The 23702-nt window shown below is 42.9% G+C and carries 24 protein-coding genes and 1 pseudogene; 17 read left to right on the forward strand and 8 right to left on the reverse strand.

Going from position 1 to position 23702, the window contains the following annotated elements:
- Together VK541_RS06065 and thrA are read right to left on the reverse strand one after the other, a co-directional pair.
- Positions 1 to 101 (reverse strand): annotated as a pseudogene (locus VK541_RS06065) (homoserine kinase); the annotation flags it as partial.
- Between the two features lie 2 nt (positions 102 to 103).
- Positions 104 to 2551 (reverse strand): bifunctional aspartate kinase/homoserine dehydrogenase I, encoded by a 2448-nt coding sequence (gene thrA, locus VK541_RS06070; RefSeq protein ID WP_324367933.1) that lies wholly within the window; start codon positions 2549 to 2551, stop codon positions 104 to 106.
- A 334-nt stretch (positions 2552 to 2885) separates the two neighbouring features.
- Here thrA and rsgA point away from each other — a divergent pair, with 334 nt between their 5' ends.
- Genes rsgA through VK541_RS06090 form a run of 4 tightly spaced genes read left to right on the forward strand, consistent with a single transcriptional unit; the run spans position 2886 to position 6133 of the window.
- The gene (gene rsgA, locus VK541_RS06075; RefSeq protein WP_324367935.1) at positions 2886 to 3806 is read left to right on the forward strand and encodes a ribosome small subunit-dependent GTPase A; all 921 of its coding nucleotides are present in this window, start codon (positions 2886 to 2888) and stop codon (positions 3804 to 3806) included.
- Positions 3807 to 3808: 2 nt separating this feature from the next.
- The gene (gene dtd / locus VK541_RS06080; protein ID WP_324367937.1) at positions 3809 to 4261 is read left to right on the forward strand and encodes a D-aminoacyl-tRNA deacylase; all 453 of its coding nucleotides are present in this window, start codon (positions 3809 to 3811) and stop codon (positions 4259 to 4261) included.
- A gap of 20 nt (positions 4262 to 4281) precedes the next feature.
- A complete protein-coding gene (locus VK541_RS06085) occupies positions 4282 to 5817 on the forward strand; it encodes a glycosyltransferase family 39 protein (protein ID WP_324367939.1) in 1536 nt (511 codons plus the stop codon).
- Positions 5807 to 6133, forward strand: a complete 327-nt coding sequence (locus VK541_RS06090; RefSeq protein WP_324367941.1) for a nucleotide pyrophosphohydrolase — start codon at positions 5807 to 5809, stop codon at positions 6131 to 6133. Before VK541_RS06085 ends, VK541_RS06090 begins: the two co-directional genes overlap by 11 nt.
- 60 nt (positions 6134 to 6193) lie before the next feature.
- On the opposite strand, the gene VK541_RS06095 is transcribed toward VK541_RS06090, so the two are convergent.
- From VK541_RS06095 to greA, 3 genes are all read right to left on the reverse strand, one after another.
- A complete protein-coding gene (locus tag VK541_RS06095; RefSeq protein WP_324367943.1) occupies positions 6194 to 6781 on the reverse strand; it encodes a hypothetical protein in 588 nt (195 codons plus the stop codon).
- Positions 6782 to 6886: 105 nt separating this feature from the next.
- Positions 6887 to 7288: an HIT family protein gene (locus VK541_RS06100; protein ID WP_324367945.1), complete on the reverse strand. Its 402-nt coding sequence runs from the start codon at positions 7286 to 7288 to the stop codon at positions 6887 to 6889.
- A gap of 10 nt (positions 7289 to 7298) precedes the next feature.
- Positions 7299 to 7772 carry a transcription elongation factor GreA gene (gene greA / locus VK541_RS06105; RefSeq protein ID WP_324367947.1) on the reverse strand — a complete coding sequence of 158 codons (474 nt, stop codon included), beginning with the start codon at positions 7770 to 7772 and terminating at the stop codon, positions 7299 to 7301.
- A 188-nt stretch (positions 7773 to 7960) separates the two neighbouring features.
- Between greA and VK541_RS06110 the strand changes: the two genes are divergently transcribed.
- Positions 7961 to 9847 (forward strand): M1 family metallopeptidase, encoded by a 1887-nt coding sequence (locus VK541_RS06110; protein WP_324367949.1) that lies wholly within the window; start codon positions 7961 to 7963, stop codon positions 9845 to 9847.
- Between the two features lie 236 nt (positions 9848 to 10083).
- Here the strand turns inward: VK541_RS06110 and VK541_RS06115 are convergent, their stop codons facing one another.
- From VK541_RS06115 to rsmA, 3 genes are read right to left on the reverse strand one after another with little or no spacing between them, the layout of a single operon-like run.
- Positions 10084 to 11010: a 2-hydroxyacid dehydrogenase gene (locus VK541_RS06115; RefSeq protein ID WP_324367950.1), complete on the reverse strand. Its 927-nt coding sequence runs from the start codon at positions 11008 to 11010 to the stop codon at positions 10084 to 10086.
- Positions 11007 to 12140: a S41 family peptidase gene (locus tag VK541_RS06120; protein WP_324367952.1), complete on the reverse strand. Its 1134-nt coding sequence runs from the start codon at positions 12138 to 12140 to the stop codon at positions 11007 to 11009. The genes VK541_RS06115 and VK541_RS06120 overlap by 4 nt, the downstream gene beginning before the upstream one ends.
- Positions 12141 to 12194: 54 nt before the next feature.
- Entirely contained in the window at positions 12195 to 12980 is a 786-nt protein-coding gene (gene rsmA / locus VK541_RS06125; protein ID WP_324367954.1) for a 16S rRNA (adenine(1518)-N(6)/adenine(1519)-N(6))-dimethyltransferase RsmA, read from the reverse strand.
- A 100-nt stretch (positions 12981 to 13080) separates the two neighbouring features.
- Here rsmA and pdxA point away from each other — a divergent pair, with 100 nt between their 5' ends.
- From pdxA to VK541_RS06185, 12 genes are all read left to right on the forward strand, one after another.
- Positions 13081 to 14160, forward strand: a complete 1080-nt coding sequence (gene pdxA / locus VK541_RS06130) for a 4-hydroxythreonine-4-phosphate dehydrogenase PdxA (RefSeq protein WP_324367956.1) — start codon at positions 13081 to 13083, stop codon at positions 14158 to 14160.
- Positions 14161 to 14238: 78 nt separating this feature from the next.
- Positions 14239 to 14775 carry a DUF177 domain-containing protein gene (locus VK541_RS06135; RefSeq protein ID WP_324367958.1) on the forward strand — a complete coding sequence of 179 codons (537 nt, stop codon included), beginning with the start codon at positions 14239 to 14241 and terminating at the stop codon, positions 14773 to 14775.
- A 20-nt stretch (positions 14776 to 14795) separates the two neighbouring features.
- Positions 14796 to 14987 (forward strand): 50S ribosomal protein L32, encoded by a 192-nt coding sequence (gene rpmF / locus VK541_RS06140; RefSeq protein WP_048903635.1) that lies wholly within the window; start codon positions 14796 to 14798, stop codon positions 14985 to 14987.
- A gap of 96 nt (positions 14988 to 15083) precedes the next feature.
- Positions 15084 to 16025, forward strand: a complete 942-nt coding sequence (plsX, locus tag VK541_RS06145) for a phosphate acyltransferase PlsX (protein ID WP_324367965.1) — start codon at positions 15084 to 15086, stop codon at positions 16023 to 16025.
- Positions 16026 to 16034: 9 nt separating this feature from the next.
- Entirely contained in the window at positions 16035 to 17024 is a 990-nt protein-coding gene (locus tag VK541_RS06150) for a beta-ketoacyl-ACP synthase III (protein ID WP_324367967.1), read from the forward strand.
- A gap of 73 nt (positions 17025 to 17097) precedes the next feature.
- Positions 17098 to 17571, forward strand: a complete 474-nt coding sequence (gene accB / locus VK541_RS06155) for an acetyl-CoA carboxylase biotin carboxyl carrier protein (protein WP_324367969.1) — start codon at positions 17098 to 17100, stop codon at positions 17569 to 17571.
- Positions 17572 to 17605: 34 nt separating this feature from the next.
- Positions 17606 to 18946, forward strand: coding sequence for an acetyl-CoA carboxylase biotin carboxylase subunit (gene accC, locus VK541_RS06160; protein WP_324367971.1), 1341 nt, complete (start codon positions 17606 to 17608; stop codon positions 18944 to 18946).
- Positions 18947 to 19036: 90 nt separating this feature from the next.
- Positions 19037 to 19921, forward strand: coding sequence for a twin-arginine translocase subunit TatC (gene tatC / locus VK541_RS06165; protein ID WP_324367973.1), 885 nt, complete (start codon positions 19037 to 19039; stop codon positions 19919 to 19921).
- Between the two features lie 35 nt (positions 19922 to 19956).
- On the forward strand, positions 19957 to 20394 hold the full coding sequence (gene rpiB, locus VK541_RS06170) for a ribose 5-phosphate isomerase B (RefSeq protein WP_324367975.1): 438 nt from the start codon (positions 19957 to 19959) through the stop codon (positions 20392 to 20394).
- Positions 20394 to 21998, forward strand: a complete 1605-nt coding sequence (locus tag VK541_RS06175; protein WP_324367977.1) for a M28 family peptidase — start codon at positions 20394 to 20396, stop codon at positions 21996 to 21998. Before rpiB ends, VK541_RS06175 begins: the two co-directional genes overlap by 1 nt.
- A 90-nt stretch (positions 21999 to 22088) precedes the next feature.
- Positions 22089 to 23477, forward strand: coding sequence for a LutB/LldF family L-lactate oxidation iron-sulfur protein (locus VK541_RS06180; RefSeq protein ID WP_324367978.1), 1389 nt, complete (start codon positions 22089 to 22091; stop codon positions 23475 to 23477).
- Positions 23478 to 23525: 48 nt separating this feature from the next.
- A partial coding sequence (locus VK541_RS06185; protein ID WP_324367980.1) for a thiamine pyrophosphate-dependent enzyme occupies positions 23526 to 23702 on the forward strand: 177 nt, incomplete at its 3' end.

The raw sequence follows: 23702 nt of genomic DNA on the forward strand, positions 1-23702 counted from the left end.
ACTTCATCGCCGGGCTGGTTTACAGCAAAGCCCAATACATCATATCCGCATACTACATTGGCCACTGTGGCCGGAGCGAAAACTTTAACGGAATCTTTCATGATTATCTTTTACCTACGTTTATGATGTCTGCAAATACACCTGCTGCAGTGACCTCTGCGCCGGCGCCCGGTCCTTTGACTACGAGCGGGCGGTCCTTGTACCTGTTGGTCGTAAATGAGATGATGTTGTCACTGCCCGACAAGGTGAAGAATGGATGGTTTTCATCGACCATCTGCAGGTTGATGGATACTTTGCCATCTTCCATTTTTCCAATATATCTCAATACTTTGCTGTCTGCGGCTGCCTTGTTTTTCAGGCCTTCAAAATATTCAGCGTTGTTTTCCAGCTCTTTGTAAAAATCGGCCACAGTTTCGGCGGCCATACAAGAGGCAGGCAGCATGTTTTCAAGATCAATATCTTTCTCTTCAAGAGGATACCCGGCGTCACGGGCGAGGATGAGCATTTTGCGCATAAAATCCTTACCGTTCAGGTCATCGCGGGGATCTGGTTCGGTATAGCCTTTTTCCTGGGCTTCTTTTACCACTTCATGAAAGCGTGTTCCTCCTTTGTAATTGTTGAAGATGTAGGAGATGGTACCTGAAAGAATGGCTTCTATTCGTTTGATCTTGTCTCCGCTCAGCATCAGGTCTTTTAAGGTGCGGATGATCGGAAGTCCTGCGCCTACATTGGTTTCGTAAAAGAAATCTACTCCATAGGTTCTGGCTGCCTGTTTGAAGGCTGCATATTGTTCGTAATCGGCAGAGTTTCCAATTTTATTGCAGGTCACTACTGAAATACTTGACTGCAGAATATCCAGGTAGTACTCGATCGGGTTGTGACTGGCGGTATTGTCTACAAACACGCAGTTTGGCAGGTTCATGGACTTCATTTTCTTGATGAAATCTGACAGGCTTGCTTTGATGTCCTGGCTTTCCAGCTCGGCTTCCCAGCTGGTCAGGTCGATTCCATCAGGGTTCAAAAGCATTTTACGGGTATTGCTGACACCCATCACTTTTACCTGCAGGTCGTTGTTGTCGGCCAGGAAGGGCATTTGGTCCTGCAGCTGGCTGAACAGGGTTTTACCGATGTTACCGGTACCCAGGCAGAAGATATGCAGCGTTTTTTTCAGGTCCGCATAAAATGCATCATGCACGGCGTTGACTGCCTTGGAAAGATCTGTTTTGGAAATGATCACTGAGATGTTGTATTCGGAAGAGCCTTGTGCGATGGCCCTGACATTGACACCATTACGGCCCAATGCACTGAACAGTTTGCCTGACATCCCCGGAGTTCGTTTCATGTTCTCGCCGACTATAGCCAGTACGGAAAGTCCGTTCTCTACTTCAGGATATTCCAGTTTCCGGGCCTGTAGTTCCAGTTCAAATTCTTTATTGATCAGTGACAAGGCTTTTAGTGAATCAGAAGGTTTAACCGCAAAGGTGATGCTGTGCTCAGATGAGGATTGGGTGATGAGCACTACGTTTACCTGTTCGCGTGAAAGCATCGAAAACAAGCGGCCGCTAAATCCGGCCTTGCCGACCATCCCGCTGCCGGAAAGGTTGAGTACGCTGATCTCATCTATGGAAGAGATCCCTTTGATGGGCAATGTAGAAGGGCTGGTGCCATGTTTGATATAAGTGCCGGGAAAATCTACGTGGAAAGTATTTTTGATGACGATAGGGATCTTTTTTAAAAATGCCGGGATCATGGTCGGCGGATAGATCACCTTTGCTCCAAAATAAGAAAGCTCCATGGCCTCTGTGTAGCTAAGCTCAGGTAATGAGAATGCTTTTTTGACGATGCGCGGATCGGCTGTAAGCATGCCGTCAACGTCTGTCCAGATCTGGATCTCTTCCGAATTTAAAGCGGCACCCCAAATGGCTGCTGTATAGTCACTCCCCCCACGGCCCAAAGTAGTTACCCTGCCCTCATCGTTGCTGGATACAAAACCGGTAACGAACAGCAGTTTGTCCTTGTTGGCTTCATGGAAGTCCCTGATCAGCATTTCGGTGAGATTGGTATTCACTTTTGCCTGCCCAAAGTTGTTGTCGGTCTTGATCAGCTGGGCGCCTTCTACGTATAATGCATCCGGGAATTGCTGTTTGGCAATGTGGCTGATCATCACAGTCGAGCAGCGTTCACCGTAGCTCAGGATCAGGTCTTTGGTCTGGGGGCTCAGTTCACGGAGGTTATAAACCGATTGAAGGATATCCTCCAGTTCGTTAAAATAAATTTTTAGTTTGGTAAGTACAGGGTTTTGGGCGCCGGCAGGAAGCAGCGTACGGATGACATGGAAATGCTTTTCTTCTACCTTTTTCAGCTGTTCGCTGTAATCCTGAAGGTTGCGGGCATGCTCTGCCATTTCCAGCAGGATATTGGTCACTCCGCCCATAGCTGACAAAACTACAATCGGGTTTTGCTGTTCCCTTTCAGATTTCAGTATTTCTATAAGTGTGCTTATGCTTTCAGCAGAACCAACAGATGTACCTCCAAATTTTAAAATGTTCATAGTATGTGGTTAAAAAAAAAGCACCTTCCTGGTTAGAGGAAGGTGCTTTTCGTGGTTTTTATCTTTTTTCAGTTACCCCATTAGCTTACCTTCCCCGGTTTATACCGGTGGTTGTGGTAGTAATGGTTGTAATTGATGAGTTTATATACATTGTATCTTATACACTAACTGTGCTGAGGGCCAAAGTAAAGCTATATTTTTCTAAATACCAAATTTATTTTGGCAGATAATAGCTGCTATTCGTCATTGCGAGGCACGAAGCAATCTCCCGGGACTTTGAGATTGCTTCGTGCCTCGCAATGACGGGAACTATTTCTTAACTTTACAGCTTCATATGCAAGGATTAGTATTAAAATCAACAGGAAGCTGGTACCAGGTACGTACGGAAGACGGTTCCAATTACGATTGCAGAATCAAAGGCAAATTCAGGATTCAGGGGATTCAAACGACCAACCCCATTGCTGTTGGCGACCGGGTACAATTTGAACTGGAGCCGAATTCTGATAAAGGAGTAATTGATAAACTGGGGGAGCGGAAAAATTACATCATTCGCAAGTCCATTAATCTTTCAAAACAGGCCCAGATCATTGCGGCAAATATGGACCAGGCTTTTCTGGTGGTAACACTTTCTTCTCCGAGGACTTCTTTAGGTTTTATAGACCGGTTTTTGGCTACTGCGGAAGCCTACAGCATCCCTGCTGTACTGATTTTTAATAAGCTCGACCTTTTTAATGAGGAGGGCCTTGCGGTACTGGATGAATATAAAGCGATCTATGAAAACATAGACTATCCCTGTTATTCTGTTTCTGCACTGGAAGGAACCAATATCCCGGTTATACAGGCGCTGCTTAAGGATAAAGTAACCTTATTTTCAGGACATTCGGGTGTAGGTAAATCTAGTCTGATCAATGCGTTATTGCCCGGAAGGGAAATTAAAACGGGCGAGATTTCGGAATCAAGCGACAAAGGCCAGCATACGACTACTTTTGCGGAGATGCACCTGCTGCCTTTTGGGGGTTATTTAATAGATACACCCGGCATTCGGGAACTGGGAGTTTTTGACATCAGGCCGGAGGAACTGGGCCATTATTTTAGAGAAATGCGTAACCTGATGAACCAATGCAGGTTTAACAATTGCAGACATGTGAATGAGCCGGGCTGCGCAGTGGTTAAAGCTGTAGAGGAGGGTGAAATAGAGCTGAGCAGGTATGAAAGTTACCTGAGCATTTTTCACGGAAACGAGACCAGGGCGTAAAGATGAGAGCAATCATACAGCGGGTTTCAGAAGCGGGATGTGTTGTAGACGGTGTAGTCACCGGAACCATCGATGTAGGTTTTCTTGTGCTGCTTGGCATTGAGGATGCGGATACTGATGAAGATGCAGCATGGCTTGCCGGTAAAATTGTAAACATGCGGATTTTTGGAGATGAGCAGGGCCAGATGAATAAAGCACTGGCTGATGTTGATGGAAATATACTGCTGATCAGCCAGTTCACTTTGTTTGCATCGACAAAAAAAGGAAACCGTCCGGGCTTTACCAAAGCAGCCAGACCGGAAAAAGCAATCCCTTTGTATGAAGCAATGATCAAACAGTTATATTTATTGCTGGGCAAAGAGATACAAACCGGAATATTTGGCGCAGATATGAAGATCAGTTTGGTTAATGACGGCCCGGTTACCATTATGATGGACACCCGGAACAGAGAATAAGCTAATTTACTGCTATGCAAATGCAAAAACCAATACTGGAAACTTATGTTCTGGCCGCTTTTGTTGTTTTAAAGCTTTTACTTCATTGTATCCTGGTCAATCCTGTTTATGAATTGCACCGTGATGAATTTTTGCATTTGGATCAGGCTGGTCATTTGGCATTGGGTTTTCAATCTGTACCTCCCGTAACCTCTATGTTTGCATGGATCATAAAGCTATCAGGCAGCAGTACTTTTATGATTCGGACGACCACTGCTGCTATCGGGGCGGGCACCTTAGTCTTTTCCTGGTTTATTGTTAAAGAGCTGAAGGGTGATCTGTATGCAAAAATTTTATGCATGACTGCCCTGTTTTGCTGTGCCATTGCCCGCTTAGATTTATTGTTCCAACCCAATGCTTTCGATATATTCAGCTGGACTATGACTTATTATTTTCTATTAAGATATGTCAATACCAACAGGCCCGGATTCCTCTATTATACCGCAGCAGCAATTGCCTTTGGCTTTTTAAACAAATACGGCATCGCGTTCCTGGTACTGGGTCTTGTTGCGGCACTGGGCATATCCCGGCAACGGTATATTTACAGGCAGAAGCATTTTTATATGGCTGTTGTTCTGGCTTTCGTCCTGGTTTTGCCAAACCTCATATGGCAATATCAGCATCAGTTCCCGGTCATCTGGCACATGAAGGAACTGAGCAGGACCCAGCTGGAAAATATAAACCGCTTTGATTTTCTCAGGGAACAGTTGTTATACTACATTGGGGATCTGCCGGTCTTACTTGCTGCGGGCCTGGCCTTCTTTCTCTACAAGCCGTTCAAAAATGCAAGGTGGATTGGATGGAGCTATTTGGTTGCCATAGCGCTCTTTACATGGTTTAAAGGCAAAGCCTATTATGCAGCCGGGCTTTATCCTGTCTTGCTTGCTTGCGGATCTGTTTATATTGCTGCAATATTGAAAGACGGATTTTTAAGATATTTGAAGATCATTCCTCCGGCTGCTGCAATAGGGATGTTTGTGGTAGTATTGCCTTTCGCTTATCCGGTACTTGAGCCCGCTGAAATTACCAAAAGGCATGAAAAATTTGAAAAGACCGGGATGCTTCGCTGGGAAGACGGAATGAACCATCATTTGCCACAGGACTTTGCAGATATGCTGGGCTGGAAAGAATTGGCCGGAATTGTTGATGAGGCCTATGCAAAGTTGCCTGATAAGGAAAATGTGATGGTTCTTTGTGACAATTATGGACAGGCAGGGGCCATTAATTATTATTCCAGGTTTAAACACATCAATGCGGTTGCATTTTCTGCGGATTATATGACATGGATGAAGCTTGAAAGGCCCGTTAAGCATGTTGTACTGGTGGTAGATACCGGCGATGATGATCCTGACCGAAAGGAGGAAAGACCTTTATTTGAACGTGTAGATCAGATCGGCTATATTCATAATAAAATGGCCAGGGAATATGGCACAAAAGTCTATTTACTGGAAAATGCAAAGGCCGATATCAACAAAAGACTGAAATCAGAATTAAAAGAAAAACAACATGACGATTAAAGAAGCTCAGGACACTGTAGACCAATGGATCAATACCACCGGGATCAGGTATTTTAACGAACTCACCAACACGGCCATTTTAATGGAAGAGGTTGGCGAGGTCGCACGGATCATGTCCAGAAAATATGGTGAACAGTCCTTTAAGAAAAGTGATGAAGCGGTGGATCTGGGTGATGAAATGGCTGATGTGCTTTTTGTGCTGATCTGCCTGGCCAATCAAACCGGTATAGACCTGACTGATGCGCTGGAAAAAAACCTGGTAAAAAAGAACATCCGCGATGCAGAAAGGCATAAGAACAATGAAAAATTGAAATAACCGCTGAATAAAAAAGAGCCTGAAATCATAATTTATGATACAGGCTCCAATGGAATAAAATTAAAACTCTGCAGCCAGATTTGATTTTTGAAGGTCAAATAAGTCCGTTAACTCCTGATTTAAAATCTGAGCTAATTTCACATATACTTTCCTCGACCTTAGTTTACTGCCTTTTTTCTCAGTTATATAGCTTTCAAGCATAACGTCCCTGGTTAATTCGTGCTTTAAACTGTCCGTATAGGTTTCTCCGAAACTTATTTCGGAAACGATTACCTGATATTTAAGATCCTTCAGCTGAACGAGGACCATAGCATTTATTGGTTTATTTAGTATATCTGAGGTAGCGTACTTATTCATATTAATGTTGTGACGGGAAAGTCTGCCGGTAATCTGATCAACTGCCCGATAGCGTTCATCATTGGGCTTAAACCCCTTTATCAGGGAAAGCAATGTGTACAGCTGATCACTCAAAGCTTCCTTTTCCAGGTTTGAGGCGTAGGCCTTTTTAAAAAGAATGTTCCCGTCTTTTAAAATAATTGAAGTGCCGGGAATACTGTCCTGAATGACCTGCCGGCTCGGCGGGTCATTTTGGCTTGCTTGCCCAAAGCCATAGATGGGCAAGAAAAGCATTAATAATAATGTTCTCATATTGTTTTATTTGTGTGTATTACAATATACAAAATCTAAGATAGGTATCAACAAAAAAAGGCAGCATTTTTAGATGCTGCCTTTCAGATATTATAAATAATGTTTTCAATCGCGGGCTAGTGCGGCCTTAATTTTCTCAGCTGCTTCTTCCAAAGCTTCCTGTGTGGGCTGCAGTTTTTCTTTACTGAAATTCATGTCACTCACATTATTCATCGGAATGAGGTGAATGTGTACATGCGGAACTTCCAGTCCGATAACTGCAACACCAACTTTTTTGCATGGGAATGCCTCTTTCAAGCCTGTTGCTACTATTTTGGCAAACAAGGTCAGTCCGAAATAGCTTTCTTCGTCCATATCAAAGATGTAATCGATTTCCTTTTTGGGAATGACCAATACATGTCCCATTACCAATGGACTTACATCCAGAAAGGCGAGGTAATCTGCTGTTTCAGCGACTACATGCGCGGGGATCTCTCCGTTTACAATTTTTGAAAAAATGCTTGCCATGGTATCTGTACTATCTGCTGATCTCTAATATTTCAAATTCAATCTTGCCTGCCGGAACCTGTATTTCTGTGGTGTCGCCTACAGACTTACCGAGTAAGCCCTGTGCTATTGGGGATTTTACCGAGATCTTGCCTGTTTTAAGGTCTGCTTCTGATTCTGCAACCAACTGATAAGACATGGTAGAACCGTTTTTTACGTTCTTGATCTTTACTATAGAGAGTGCCAGCACCTTGGTCAGGTCCAGTTTTGACTCATCGATCAGCCGCGCCGTAGAAAGTGTATTTTCCAGCTTGGAGATTTTAGCCTCATGCAGGCCCTGAGCTTCTTTAGCTGCATCGTACTCTGCGTTCTCTGAAAGGTCTCCTTTATCTCTGGCTTCAGCTATTGCCTTCGATATTTGCTGTCTGCCCGTAGTTTTTAAATACTGTAGTTCTTCCTTCAGCTTCTCTAAACCATCTTGGGTATAATATGTTACCTCTGTCATAGCTCGTTTATTTTGTTAGTTACTCTAAAAAACAAACAAGACTACATCGGTTTTAACCTACATAGTCTTGTTTCATTGGAAACGAAGATAATTGGGTAATACCACAAAAGCAAATAATTGTAACGAAAATGATGAAGTAAACATAAAAATAGCGTTTATTTTAGCGTTCTATTACAAATCAGCTTATTATGCAATTGAATGTTTTGAAATTATCTGTCCTTTTTCTGCTCGTTTCTTTAGGTGCCGGGGCCCAGGACTTGTACATGCCCAGAAATATAAAAGATGCTTATGCTAACGGTACCAGGGCATTTGACGGAAAGCCCGGTAAAAATTACTGGCAGAACCAGGGCAAATACAATATTGCCGTCACCGTCGATGCTGACACTAAAACGGTAAGCGGAAATGAAAATATTATTTACACCAATAACAGTAAAGACACACTAAAAACGGTAGCCATCCGGTTTGTAAATAACATCCATAGGCCTGAAGCTCCGAGATCGGGACAGGTGGATGCCGATTTCCTCAGCGCCGGTTTAAAGATCAGTTCGTTTAAAGTTGATGGCGTAGTCATTGAAGTTAACAGTTCGGGCTGGGGCACTGTTGCGGATGTGAAACTTCAGACGCCGCTGCTCCCGGGTGGTAAGGCAACATTTGACATTGAATGGAGCTATCCTTTATCCAAGCAAAGCGGCAGAGAAGGCCAGATAGATCCTGCAACTTTTTTTGCGGCCTATGCTTATCCAAGGATCTCGGTATACGATGACTACAACGGCTGGGATAGAATCCCGCATACGGACAGGACAGAATTTTACAATGATTTTAACGATTATAAGGTCTCTGTAAAAGCTCCTAAGAATTATGTGGTATGGGCAACCGGTGATCTGTTGAATGCAGATGAAGTTCTGGATGCTAAAATTGCTGCCCGCTACAGAAGATCGCTGGTTTCTGATCAGGTGATGCACATTGCGACTGCTGAAGAGATGAAAACGGGAGCTGTTACCAGGCAAAATGCCTGGAACACCTGGAGGTTTGAAGCGAGTCACATCACGGATTTCACCTTTTCATTGAGCAGCAGCTATGTCTGGGATGCGGCAAGTGTGGTGGTGGATCGGAAAACCGGAAGAAGAAGCAGTGTACAGGCAGCTTATGCCGCTACAGCAAAGGACTTTACACATGCGGTGGAGTGGGGTCAACAGGCTTTATCCTGGTTTTCCAGCAACTGGCCGGGTGTGCCTTACCCTTTCTCTAAGATGACTGCCTTCCAGGGATTTGCGGATATGGAATACCCAATGATGGTGAATGATTCGAGCACTCCTGATCTGGAGTTTTCTCAGTTTGTCCTGAACCATGAGGTGGCCCATACTTATTTTCCTTTTTATATGGGCACTAATGAGACCAGGTACGCTTTTATGGATGAAGGCTGGGCGACAACACTCGAATATTTAATCGGGATCGATCAGCTTGGCAAAGGGAAGGCTTCTGAAAACTACAAGAATTTCCGGGTTAAAAGGTGGATCAGTGATGCTTCAACTGAACAGGATCAACCGATCATTGCGATGTCTACCCAGGTATCGGGGCCGGGGTATGGCAATAATGCCTATGGAAAGCCGTCTCTGGCGTATTTAGCTTTGAAGGATATGTTGGGTAATGACCTGTTTGGGAAGGCACTTCGCGTATACATGGATCGCTGGAACGGGAAACATCCGATTCCCTGGGATTTCTTTTATTCAATAAATGATGGCTCTGGTCAAAACCTGAACTGGTTTTGGAACAACTGGTTTTTCAGCAATAATTATATTGACCTGGGGATTGAAAAAGTAACGGTAAAAGGAAATGATTATACGGTTGCAGTAAAGAATATTGGCGGTTTTGCGGTGCCGTTTGATGTCAGGGTGATTTATAGCGACGGGAAGGAACAGGTGACGCACATTTCTCCGGTCATTTGGAAAAGCGGGGAGAAACAGGTTGCGGTTGAAGTGAAAGCCAGTCAGGCTGTGAAATCAATTGTATTGGACGGGGGAATTTTTATGGATGCGACGCCTGTTGATAACAATTGGAAAATGGCTGGACAGTAAAATGATTGCGTTGATTGACTGGAAATAAAAATTATATATTGTTCTCCTCCTCGCTGAATTTCGGAAGGGAAATTCAGCACATGTCGTCTCACAACATATAATTTTTCTGGGCGCCTAATCTAAGCGTACCAATATAGCCGCCATGCTTCTGCGCTTAGAAAAACAACTCTTTTTCGAAGACATGTGCAGATTTTCCCTTCAGAAAATGTGCGAGTCTGAGAAGAAGAGTTGTTTTTTTAGTGCAGATTTTTTAGTTTCTCTGCAAGCACTTCTGATATCTTCCGGTAAGAATCAAAAGTCCAGCCTCCGACATGAGGACTCAGCAAAACCTTATCTGATTTTATCAGTTCATCGTACCACTCCTGTTCCGCCAATGCAGGAAATTTCTCTGTCTGCAAAACGTCTAGTCCGGCACCAAGTATCTTCCCCTCCCTGATTGCGTTTAATATTGCTTTGACACTTGCTATTTCTCCACGTGCTGTGTTGATGAAAAATATGGGCTTACGAAAATGGAAAAAGTATTCCTCATTGACCATTTGACGGGTTTCTGTGGTAAGGGGAATGTGTAAACTGAGCACATCGCTTTGCCTTACGATCTCTTCCATGCTTACCTCATTTGCGTATTCATCAGAAAATCCGGTTTTGTATTTATCGTAAGCGATGACATTGACATCAAAGCCCGACAACCTTTTGGCAAAGGCACCGCCCATATGGCCGTATCCGATGATGCCTACTGTTTTGCCTTTCAGTTCGTATCCACGGTTACCTTCCCTGTCCCAGACGCCATTCCTGATCTCCTGGTCTCCTTTACTAAAATTGTTCATGAGGGAAAGCAGCATGCCTAGTGCATGTTCACCTACTGCATCCCGGTTGCCTTCAGGGGCATTCAACAATTGAATCTGCTTTTGACTGGCATAGGCTTCGTCTATATTGTCGAGTCCGGCGCCAGCGCGTGCTACGAATTTCAATTTTACCGCGGCGTCTATGAGTTCCCTATCAATCAGAAACTTGGTACGCATAGCAATACCTTCATAGTCTCCGATGATGGCGATGGTCTCCGCCCTGGTGATGTCGGGCCGGTCATCAACCTGGTAGCCCATTGCAATTGCATTTTCTTTAAATACCGGGTGCAGATCGTCTACAATTAATATCTTTTTTATCATGGATAGTTCGTTTTGATATATTTTATGGTCTGTGAGATCCAGTCTTCGGTAAATGCGTCAAGGCTTACGTCAGGTTTGACACCGATACTTTCGAAGACGAGATCTTCAGCTCTGCCACTCATATCTGTTGGATAGAATAGGAAACGGTTGCTTGGCAGTTCGATTGTCTTGCCATAATTGCTGCCATAGGTAATGGTGCCTCGTGTGGATTCTCCTAGAGTTGTGACATCTTTTTTGTCTTTAATATCAATAATAAACTGCTCAGCATTGCTCATCGTAATACCGTTTTGTAAAATGAATATTTTGCCTTTATAGTTTTTTAAAAATTTGGCAAACTGCCCTGATGTTTTGTTACCGCCCCCTCTATTATTTCTGAGGTCAACAATAAGCTGATCAGTATTTATAGTTGGCCTGACTTTAGTAAAAAAATCAGTCGCGACCTTGATGTTTTCGTTACTGGAAAGAAAACTGGTTAGCCTCAAATAACCTATTCCCTGCTCAAGATCTTTATACTCGTAGTTACCGTAGCCAAAATTAACAGGAGCGTAAGCTCTAATTGGGAGCTTTTGATAACTAAGACCTATAAGCATGCCGTTGCTTAACTTTATATTTCTATACAATATGTATGAAAGCGGAGGATTTAAAAATCGAATGGCATCTATGGATTGGTCGCCTGTTTTATTTAAGAGTGCCTCAACTAAACCTGTCTTTAAATTTTGAAGGTAGTAAAGGTTCTCTTTCTGTCTGAATACCACATATTTTTCATCAGCATTTGATCTAAAATAAATCCCTTCAAGACTATCCTTTGGATAATTTTTAAATTTCGCTTCTAGCTCCGTTGGATCTGTCTTTAGCCTTAAATATTTAAACCTAAAGGTGGAATCCGGCTTTCTGTAAAAGCCGAGGTGATTGTCTTTAATTGGATAAATTAATTGCAATAATTTTTGGTAGACTTCGAATTCATCGTTAGATGTCAGGTCTTTGCGGATCCGTTCATAAAGTTGACGATACGCGGTGTCATTTTTCAGCTGATCCCTATAGGATGGCAATGTCTTAATTGATTTATATAAAAAGTCCAGATCAGCAATATTTTGGACTTCCTGTGCATCGATATTATCAGCTGTTAGCAAGAAAAGTGCAATTAAAAAGAATTTCCTCATATTAAAAAAGACGCAGAAAGGTGGTTAAGGTTGCATAAGCATTGCTAAATGCTGGGTTAAAGTGATAAAGTCTGCCACAGTGAGCTGTTCTGCCCTTTTGTCAAAGAAAGGATGGTCATCCATTTTATCTTTGGGGACCAGGCCGGACAGTGCGTTTCTGAGTGTCTTTCTGCGCTGGTTAAATCCTGCTTTTACGGTACGCCAGAAAAATTTCTCATCGCAGGGAAGTGTTTCGACATTGTTGCGGCTGAGTCTGATCACTCCTGAATTGACTTTTGGCGGTGGGTTGAATGTGCCTGGTTTTACGGAAAACAGGTATTCTATATCGTAATAGGCCTGAATGAGCACGCTCAGGATCCCATAGTCTTTGGTACCGGCTTTTGAAGCACAGCGCTCGGCAACTTCTTTTTGAAACATGCCAACCATTTCCACTACGTTTGCACGGTTTTCCAGTATTTTAAAAAGGATCTGCGAAGAAATATTGTAAGGAAAGTTGCCGATAATGGCATATTTTCCGGGAAAAGTATCAGAAAGGTTAAGCGCAAGAAAATCACCGTTAATCAGCCTGCTGCCTAACTGGGGATATTTTTCCTTCAGAAAATGATAGGATTCCACATCGATATCGATAAGAAAAGTTTCAAGATCCTTGCGTTCAAGCAAAATATCGGAAAGTATGCCCATTCCGGGACCTACTTCAAGCACCTGCTTATATTTATCCGTATGGACAAGGCCATTTACGATTTTAGCCGCAATGTTTTTATCCGTTAAAAAATGTTGCCCTAAATGCTTTTTCGCCTTTACCAAACTCATATCCAGATCTGTTATCACCTGCAAAATAAGTAAAGTTTTACCAGTATCGGACTAACATTCTGGTGAAATTCTGTAATTTGCGCTAAATTTCTAATTGGATATGAGCAATAAAATCAAAATCGGGATAAGTATAGGTGATGTTAACGGGATTGGACTGGAGGTGATCATTAAGGCTTTGTCAGAAAACCAAATCCTTGACTACTGTACACCCATAGTTTATGGCCATTCTAAAGTAGTTTCTTATCATCGCAAGGCGCTTGGCATGACCGATTTGATTTTCAATGTGATTGCAAATCCCGACGCAGCGAATCCAAAAAAAGCCAACCTGATCAATTGCTGGGAAGAGGATGTAAAAATAGATCTGGGCACCTCAAACGAGACCGGAGGAAAGTATGCATTGCTTTCACTTGAAAAAGCTACAGACGACTTGATAAACGGCCGCATAGATGCCTTGGTTACAGCCCCCATCAATAAGCACAATATACAGTCAGATGCCTTTAAGTTTCCCGGACATACAGAGTACCTCCAGGAAAGAAGCGGTGGAGGTGATGTACTTATGTTCATGATCAGTGAGGACCTCCGGGTAGGAGTGGTAACCGGACATATTCCTGTTGGCCAGGTTGCTCCTAACATCAGCAAAGAAAAGATCCTGAAAAAACTGGTCCTGATGAATGAAAGCCTGAAAAAGGATTTTTGGATAGAAAAGCCAAAGATCGCAGTCCTGGGTTTAAACCCTCATGCGGGAGATAACGGATTGCTGGGCAAAGAGGAAGGCGATGTGATCATTCCGGCAGTACAGGAAGCATTCGACAAGGGAGTGATCTGCTTTGGTCCGTATCCCGCTGATGGTTTTTTTGGCAACGGCACCTATAAACAATTTGATGCCGTCCTGGCTATGTACCACGATCAGGGCCTGATTCCTTTTAAAACCATTGCTTTTGGAAGCGGGGTAAATTATACCGCAGGACTAAAGTTTGTGCGCACCTCTCCGGATCATGGAACAGGGTATGATATAGCTGGTCAGAATATAGCTGATGCGTCGTCGTTTATAGCGGCCATTTTCGCTGCAACTCATATCATCAGGAACAGAAAAGAACAGGAGGAGCTGCTTAAGAACCAGCTGAGGACGGGCGGAAAACTGATTGAAACTGCATTTGATCTTAAAGATGATGCAAATTAACATTATTGATATTTTTTAAATAACATTTTAGGATTATCAAATTAATCCTTACATTTGCGGGCTAAAATTTTGTTACAATTGAAACCATTAAAACAATTTTCAATCCCCTTCACCGGCTTAAAAATTGGCAAACATCAGTTTGATTTTGAGATTGATAACAGCTTTTTTGATGCCTTTGAGTACTCTTTAGTAAAAAAGGGATCTTTAAAAGCAGAGGTTGAATTAGACAAACAGGAAACGATGCTAATCCTTCAGTTCCGGATAGATGGAACGATAGTATTGGATTGCGATAAATGTTTAGCTGAATTTAATTCACCAATTGGCATACAGGAAAGGCAGATTGTAAAGTTTGCCGAAGATGAATTGCAAAGTGATGACCTGGAGATTATCATTTTGAATAAAAAGGAAAGTGAGATAGACATATCGGGCCTTATGTACGAATTCATTACTGTTTCTGTTCCTTACATCAAAATATGTGAGGAAAACGGCGACGGACAACGATGTGACCAGGAAATGATAGCAAGGCTGGAAAGTCTGGCTGTAGGCGCACAAAAAGAAGAAGAACAACAACAGGATGAGGACCCGCGATGGGCCGCATTAAAAAAATTAAAATAAAATAATTAAATAAATCAGCAATGGCACATCCAAAACGCAAGATTTCTAAGAGCAGAAGAGATAAAAGAAGAACGCACTATAAAGCGGAAGCTCCTTCTTTAGCTACTTGTCAAACAACTGGTGCAATCCACACTCCACACCGCGCTTACAACGTTGATGGTAACTTGTACTACAACGGTAAACTGGTTATTGAAAACACCTCAATAGGTTAATTTTCTGAAAAATAGTTTGTGTTTTAAGTCTTTGAAAGGTTACCTTAGAGACTGGAAACAAGGGCACGTTGCCTTATACACAAACTGATTTTTACTATGAAAATAGGTCTCGATATAATGGGCGGAGACTATGCTCCCGAAGCAAATGTTTTGGGAGCAATAGCAGCCCATCCATTGTTATCACCAGATGAGCAAATAGTGCTGATCGGCGATACAAAGCAGATTAAGCCACTTATATCAGCAAACGGATTCGATCCGGAACTTTTCGGGTATGTTCATACCGAAGAGGTGATTGGTATGGGCGAGCATCCCACAAAGGCTATTGTTCAAAAGCCAAATTCAAGTATTTCTATAGGTTTCAATTTGCTGAAAAATGGTGCGCTGGATTCATTTGCGAGTGCCGGCAATTCGGGTGCTATGCTTGTGGGTGCAGTGTTTAGCGTAAAAACTATACCAGGCATTATCAGGCCGTGCCTGTCTACCTTTTTACCGAAACTCAGCGGAGGCATTGGCCTCATGCTGGATGTGGGGGCCAATGCCGATTGCAAGCCGGATGTATTGCTGCAATTTGGTGTCCTTGGGAGTTTATATGCGGAAAACGTAATGCAGATCAATAACCCTAAAGTGGCATTAATGAACATTGGCGAAGAAGACGAAAAAGGCAATATGCTGAGCATGGCTACATTTCCATTGATGAAAGACACCCGGTTGTTTAATTTTATCGGTAATGTGGAAGGCCGGGATCTTTTTAATGATAAGGCCGATGTTATTGTTTGTGACGGTTTTACCGGCAATGTGATGCTTAAGCTGGCTGAATCTTTTTATGTACTGACCTTAAAAAGAGGATTAAAGGATGAGTTCTTTGATCGTTTTAATTATGAAAACTATGGCGGCAGTCCTGTTTTAGGCGTAAATGCGCCGGTAGTTATAGGCCATGGTATTTCCAGTCCCACTGCTGTTAAAAACATGATACTGCAGTCAAGAGACATGATTACTACTGGCTTGGTAGGAAAAATACAGGCCGCATTTAATACTTAGGAGATAAAAATGAGCAAAATTCACGCTGCTATTACAGCTGTTAATGGTTACGTTCCCGATTACGTACTGACAAACAAGGAACTTGAATCTATTGTAGACACTACAGATGAATGGATCACGACCAGAACAGGCATAAAAGAGCGAAGAATACTAAAAGGCGAAGGACTTGGAACTTCAGATATGGCAGTGCATGCCGTCAACGGGCTGCTTAAAAAGCGTGGGATCGGCGCAGAAGAAATAGAACTGATCATCTTTTGCACTACTACTCCGGACCTGCCTTTTCCTGCTTCGGCCAACATTTTAGCAGATAAGATCGGGGCTAAAAATGCATGGGGCTTTGATCTCCAGGCCGCATGCTCGGGCTTTATATTTGGCTTATCTACGGCCGCTCAGTTTATTGAATCAGGCAAGCATAAAAAAATATTGGTAGTGGGCGGCGATAAAATGTCCTCAATCATCAATTATGCCGACCGTACTACTTGCATTATCTTCGGAGACGGATGTGGTGCGGTTCTGTTAGAACCCAATGAAGAAGGGTTTGGAGTGATGGATTCCATCTTGCGTTCGGACGGCTCCGGCAGGCAATATCTGCATCAAAAAGCAGGAGGTTCGGCAAGACCGGCAACGCACGAAACAGTCGACAATCATGAACATGTAGTTTACCAGGAGGGCCAGGCTGTTTTTAAATTCGCTGTGACGAATATGGCTGATGTTGCCGCGGAAATCATGGACCGCAATCAGCTCAGTTCAGATGATGTTGCCTGGCTTGTGCCACATCAGGCGAATAAACGCATTATCGACGCTACAGCAGCGAGGATGGGTCTCGGATCGGAAAAAGTAATGATCAATATACAACGTTATGGCAACACCACAAATGGTACTATACCGCTATGTTTATGGGAATGGGAAAGCCAGTTGAAAAAAGGCGATAACATTATACTGGCAGCGTTCGGCGGCGGTTTTACCTGGGGATCGGTTTACTTAAAGTGGGCTTACTAATGTTTTTTATCATAAATAATCATACCTTAGTTAATTCTAAAAACACATTGTTTTCTTAAAATAACACCAAAAAATGGATATCAAACAAATTCAGGAACTCATTAAATTTGTTTCTCGTTCGGGCGTAAATGAAGTGGCTATAGAGCAGAAAGACTTCAAGATAACTATTAAAACGAATCAGACTCCGACAGTTGTTCATGCTACTGTTCCAGCTCCTGTTGCAACATCTGCAATTCCTGCAGCTGCGGCCCCACTACCGGTGTCAGCTACAGAAACTAAGGCGGCTGCCGCTGAAGATACTTCTAATTACATCACTATAAAATCTCCAATGATCGGAACATTCTATCGTTCTGCAGGACCGGATAAAGCTTCTTTTGTTAATGTTGGTGATGAGATTTCTACCGGTAAGGTCATTTGCATTATCGAAGCGATGAAATTGTTTAACGAGATTGAAAGTGAAGTTTCCGGTAGAATCGTTAAAGTACTGGTGGACAATGCATCTCCGGTAGAATATGATCAGCCTTTGTTTTTAGTAGAACCAATTTAATATTTGCTTAAAGCAAATAACATTATATCAAAATATGTTTAAGAAAATATTAATTGCCAACCGGGGCGAGATCGCTTTACGCATCATACGTACCTGTAAAGAAATGGGCATTAAAACGGTCGCTGTGTATTCTACCGCTGACCGGGAGAGTTTGCACGTGCGCTTTGCTGATGAAGCAGTATGCATAGGGCCGCCACCAAGTAAAGATTCTTATCTGAGCATCCCTAATATCATTTCGGCCGCGGAACTGACAAATGCTGATGCCATACATCCGGGTTACGGGTTCTTATCTGAAAATGCAAAGTTCTCCTCAGTCTGCCGGGATTACGGGATTAAATTTATAGGGGCAACACCTGAACAGATCAATTCTATGGGTGATAAAGCATCGGCTAAAGAGACGATGAAAAAAGCAGGTGTTCCAACAATTCCGGGCTCTCAGGGTCTGCTGGAAAATGTTAAAGAGGGTATAAAACTTGCCAATGGCATGGGTTATCCTGTTATTTTAAAAGCAACTGCCGGTGGCGGTGGCCGGGGAATGCGTGTGGTATGGAAAGATGAAGATTTTGAGAATGCCTGGGACAGCGCACGCCAGGAATCAGGTGCAGCTTTTGGTAACGATGGTTTATATTTAGAAAAATATATTGAAGATCCCCGACATATAGAAATCCAGATTATTGGAGATCAGTATGGCAAAGCTTGTCATTTATCTGAGCGCGACTGCTCAATACAGCGCCGTCACCAGAAATTGGTAGAAGAAGCGCCCTCCCCTTTTATGACTCCTGAATTGAGGGAAAAAATGGGTGAAGCGGCGATCAAAGGTGCGATTGCAGTTCAGTATGAAGGTGCGGGTACTATAGAATTTCTTGTAGACAAACACCGCAATTTCTATTTCATGGAAATGAATACCCGTATTCAGGTAGAACATCCGGTAACAGAGGAAGTGATCAACTATGACCTGATTAAAGAGCAGATCAAAGTGGCATCCGGTGTTCCGATATCAGGCAAAAACTACATGCCGGATATGCATGCCATTGAGTGCAGGATCAATGCTGAGGATCCGTTTAACAACTTCAGGCCATGTCCGGGCAAGATCACAAACTTCCATTCACCTGGCGGACATGGAGTAAGGGTGGATACACACGTTTATGCAGGGTACCAGATTCCTTCTAATTATGATTCGATGATTGCCAAGCTAATCTGCGTTGCGCAAACACGTGAGGAAGCCATCAGCACTATGGAAAGGGCACTGAGTGAGTTCGTGATAGAAGGTGTAAAAACTACGATACCATTTCATTTAAAACTGATGAAAGATCCTAACTTTAGAGCGGGTAATTTTACCACGAAGTTCATGGAAACTTTCGAATTTTCAGAATAGAATCATATTGGAAAACTATTTATAAGATTTAAAACGTAAATACCATTCTGAATTAAATAGAATGGTATTTTTGTTTTACAAATAACGTACATGAGTGATACTAAAAAACGGGACCTGATAGGTGCTATAAAAGAAAAAGGAAAAACACTGGAGGCTGAGATGTCTTTCTTCGACCACATTGATGTGCTTAGAAAACATTTACTGCGTGCTTTGGCGGTTGTCTTGGTGTTTACTGCAGGCGCATTTTATTTTACGGACTTTATTTTTAACACCATCATTATGGGCCCGAAGAACCCCAGCTTCTGGACTTATCGGATGATGTGCAAATTATATGAGCGGTTTCCCTCGATCGGCGAAGAGTTTTGTATCAAAACGATTGACGCAAAGATTATCAATACAGAAATGTCCGGTCAATTTACCCTCCAGCTAAACTCCTGTGTGATGGCAGGGATCATACTCGGGATCCCATATCTGTTATTTGAACTTTGGCTTTTTATCAAACCAGCATTGCATGAAAATGAAAGAAAGTCGGCAAGTGGCTTTGTCGCTTTTGCTTCCATATTATTCTTTACGGGTATCCTTTTTGGATATTACATTATCTGCCCTTTATCCGTTAATTTTCTGGTCAACTTTACTGTCAGTCCTGAGATTCAAAATACTTTCACTATTGATTCCTATCTTTCATCAATCATGACATTAACGCTGGGTTCTGGTATTATTTTCCAGTTGCCCGTGATCATATACATATTGTCAAAACTTGGAATAATGACTCCTGCTTTTATGCGTTCGAGCAGAAGGTATTCAGCGGTGATTATCCTTATCGTCGCAGCCGTAGTTACACCTACCGCAGATCCATTTACTATGCTGATAGTGGCTTTACCTTTATTCCTGTTGTATGAGGGAAGCATTTACATTTCCGCCAATATAGAGCGCAAAAGAAAGAAAGAATTGTATGGTGTAACTAAAGTAAATTAGTCGGGCCAGATTGTTTATTGTATATATTTTTAAAGATGTCAACAGATAAGATTAAGATTGCAATTGGCTCGGATCACGCAGGTTTCGAATATAAAGAAATGCTCAGGTCCTACCTTACAGATTATGAAGTGAAAGATTTCGGGACCTATTCACCGGAATCTGCTGACTACCCTGATTTCGCACATCCGGTTGCTTCGGCGGTGGAAAGTACCGAATTTACTTTTGGCATACTGGTTTGCGGCAGTGCCAATGGCGTGGCTATTACCGCCAACAAGCATCAGCAAATACGTGCTGCGATCTGCTGGCTAAACGAAATAGCGGCATTGGCCAGACAGCATAATAATGCAAATGTACTGTGCATTCCTGCAAGATTTGTTTCGGAGGACCTTGCAAAAGAAATGACCACCACCTTTCTCCATACACAATTTGAAGGAGGAAGACACCAAAACCGGGTAAGTAAAATGTCATGCTAATGAAGACACATTTTTTATACGTCAGCTTTATATTGTTCCTTGGCTGTACTGCAATAGCGCAAAAGAAAGACGCGGTAAGATTTAGCCAGGGTATTTCTAAAGACAATGCCTATAAGCACTTGTCTGTACTGGCTTCTGACGAATACGAGGGCCGGGAAACAGGAACCCGGGGAGGCTGGAAAGCAGCTGATTACATCAGGGATCATTTTAAAACCATTGGACTAAAAGGGCCGGTAAAAGGCGACTACTTTCAGCCGGTAGACATGGTCCGTTATACCCTTTCTCAAATATTGACGATAGACGGACAGCCTGCCGAAGCATTAAAAGATTTTTACATCATGCCACAGACGGTTTCAGCTAAAGGCTTTATGTTCAATACCCCAACCATCTTATTTGCAGGCTATGGTCTGACAAAAGACGGCTATAATGATTTTGACGGCCAAATTGTGGCAGGCAAAGTGGTGATGGTGCTGAGGGCAGCTGGGCCAGGTATGACTGCCTCTACACCTGCATCCGCAAGGGTTGCAGGTGCGGCTTTAAGTACCAAATTAAAGTACCTGAGCGAGAACAAGGCAACAGCCGTACTGGTGATCGACCCGGCAGTAGACAACCTGTCTGAAAATTTGAAGAACTATCTTCAAACTGAACAGCTGGTGATGAAAAGCCAGGAGAATGCAGAACGCTTAAATGCAGCACAGGCAATGCCGGTTATCACTATTGGTTCCGGCACAGCTAATAAAATTCTTGCCGGGACGGGCACAAATCTTGAAGCCCTGATCAAGAAAATTGCAGATGCCGGCAAACCTGCGACACAGGAAATAAAAATAGGCGTGAGCGTAAGCGCAAATAAAATCGAAAAGGCGGTAAGGGCTGAAAATGTACTGGGATTCCTGGAAGGTTCTGATCCCAAACTTAAAAAAGAAGTGCTGGTAGTGACCGCTCACTATGACCATATAGGAATTACGCCCAATGCTAAAGGTGATGATAAAATCAACAACGGCGCGGACGATGACGGATCAGGCACAACAGGCGTTCTGCTGATCGCCGAAGCATTCGCTAAAGCGAAAAAGGCAGGAAAGGGCCCGAAAAGAAGCATTTTATTTATGACTGTAACAGGTGAAGAAAAAGGTCTTTTAGGTTCAGAGTGGTATTCCGAAAACCCGGTCTTTCCGCTGGAGAAAACCATTACGAACCTGAATATTGATATGATAGGCCGCGGCGATAAAGATCATGAAAGCGATAACAATTTCGTATACATCATCGGTTCTGATATGCTAAGTTCTGATCTGGACAGGATTGGTAAAAAAGCCAACAAGGATTATGTCAATATAAAACTGGACGAAAAATACAACAACAGGACAGACCCCAACAGGTTCTATTACCGTTCAGACCACTATAATTTTGCCAAGCATGGCATACCTGTAATATTTTATTTTAACGGGGTACATGATGACTATCATCAGCCTGGTGACGAAGTCAGCAAAATAGATTTTCCAATGCTGGCCAAGAGGGCGAAACTCGTATACTTTACTGCATGGGAACTTGCGAATGGCATAAAACGCCCTGTTGTGGACAAGAATGACGATGGTACGTTTAAAAAATAACAGTGCCCGTTTTACATTCAATTATTCAGGTTTTTACATTTTTTTTAAATTGAGTTAACAAATCCTGCACAGTTTTATCTAAGTTTGAACATGACTAAGATTGCTGAAGATTTTTTGATAAAGGCGGATGAGAAAGCTTTCGATTTAGGCCATCGCAAAACCATCAACCACAACATAGGCAAATATAATATTGCTGTAGAAAGAGGTTTGTCCAAATTTGAGAACCTCGAAAACTCTAAGAAGAAGGCCCATGTGATCAAGTGGCGGGTAATGGAAAACCTGGACAAATTCCTTCCCGAATTTGAGTCTAATTTTCAGCGCAGGGGCGGGAAAGTGATCTGGGCAAACGATACTGCCGAAGCTCAAAGAGAAATTCTTAATATCATCAACCGAAACGGCGGCAAGACTGTCATTAAATCAAAATCTATGACCACCGAAGAAATTCATTTAAATGAGTTTCTTGAAAAAAACGGCATAGCGTCTTTAGAGAGCGATCTGGGTGAATATATCGTTCAGCTGCTGGGTCAGCATCCTTATCACATTGTTACACCGGCAATGCACCTGAGCAAAGAGGAGATCGCTAAATTGTTCAATGAAAAATTCGGTACTCCCATTGACTATACCCCGGAACAACTGACCGCAAAAGCAAGAGAGCTGCTGAGAGACAAATACCTCAATGCGGATATTGGCATAAGCGGGGGAAACTTTCTGATTGCAGATACAGGAAGCATTGCCCTTACAGAAAACGAAGGAAATGCCAGGCTCTGCACAACTTTTCCCAAAATCCACATCGCCATTGTAGGCATAGAAAAGATCATCCCTTCTATGGCTGATCTTGACCTCTTCTGGCCTTTGCTGGCCAGTCACGGAACGGGTCAGAACCTGACTGTTTACAACACTATTTTAAGCGGTCCGAAGCAGGCAAACGAGACTGATGGCCCGGAAGAAATGTATGTAATCCTGCTGGACAACGGCCGCACCAATCTGCTCGCCCAAAAAGAACAGCGTCAGAGTTTGTACTGCATCAGATGCGGTGCTTGTTTAAACGCCTGTCCGGTCTATAAAAATATCGGCGGCCACACCTACAACACCACGTATAGCGGCCCGATCGGCTCTATCATTACCCCGCATCTAAAGGGGATGAAAGATTTCAAGCACCTCAGCTATGCTTCGAGCCTGTGCGGCAAATGTTCAGAAGTTTGTCCGGTAAAGATAGACATCCACAAAATGCTGCTCTTAAACAGACGCGATGCGGCGGCCGGGCATGAGAACACAAAAGCTGAAGAAATAGGCTGGAAAGTATGGAAAGCCGGGATGCAGAAACGATCCAGGATGGACATGATCAGCGGTAAGATCAAGAACTTTCTTCTTAAAAATCTATTCCGTAAGAAATGGGGGAAATACCGTTCCATGCCTGTAATAGCTGAAAAGTCCTTTGCTCAGCAGTGGGAGGAAAAAAATAAGGAACCCAAAAAATAAAGCTATAACATGACCTTTGACCGAAAAGATAAAAGTAATGCCTTTCTTATGGAAATCTACAGGCGGTTGCTTTATCCAAGAATGGTCGAGGAAAAAATGCTCATTTTACTTCGCCAGGGCAGAATCGGTAAATGGTTCTCAGGAATTGGACAGGAAGCAATTGCTATCGGAAGTACCAGGGCGATGCAGCCAGCAGAATATATTCTGCCGATGCACAGAAACCTG

The organism is Pedobacter sp. (assembly GCF_035317785.1).
Taxonomy (GTDB): Bacteria; Bacteroidota; Bacteroidia; order Sphingobacteriales; family Sphingobacteriaceae; genus Pedobacter.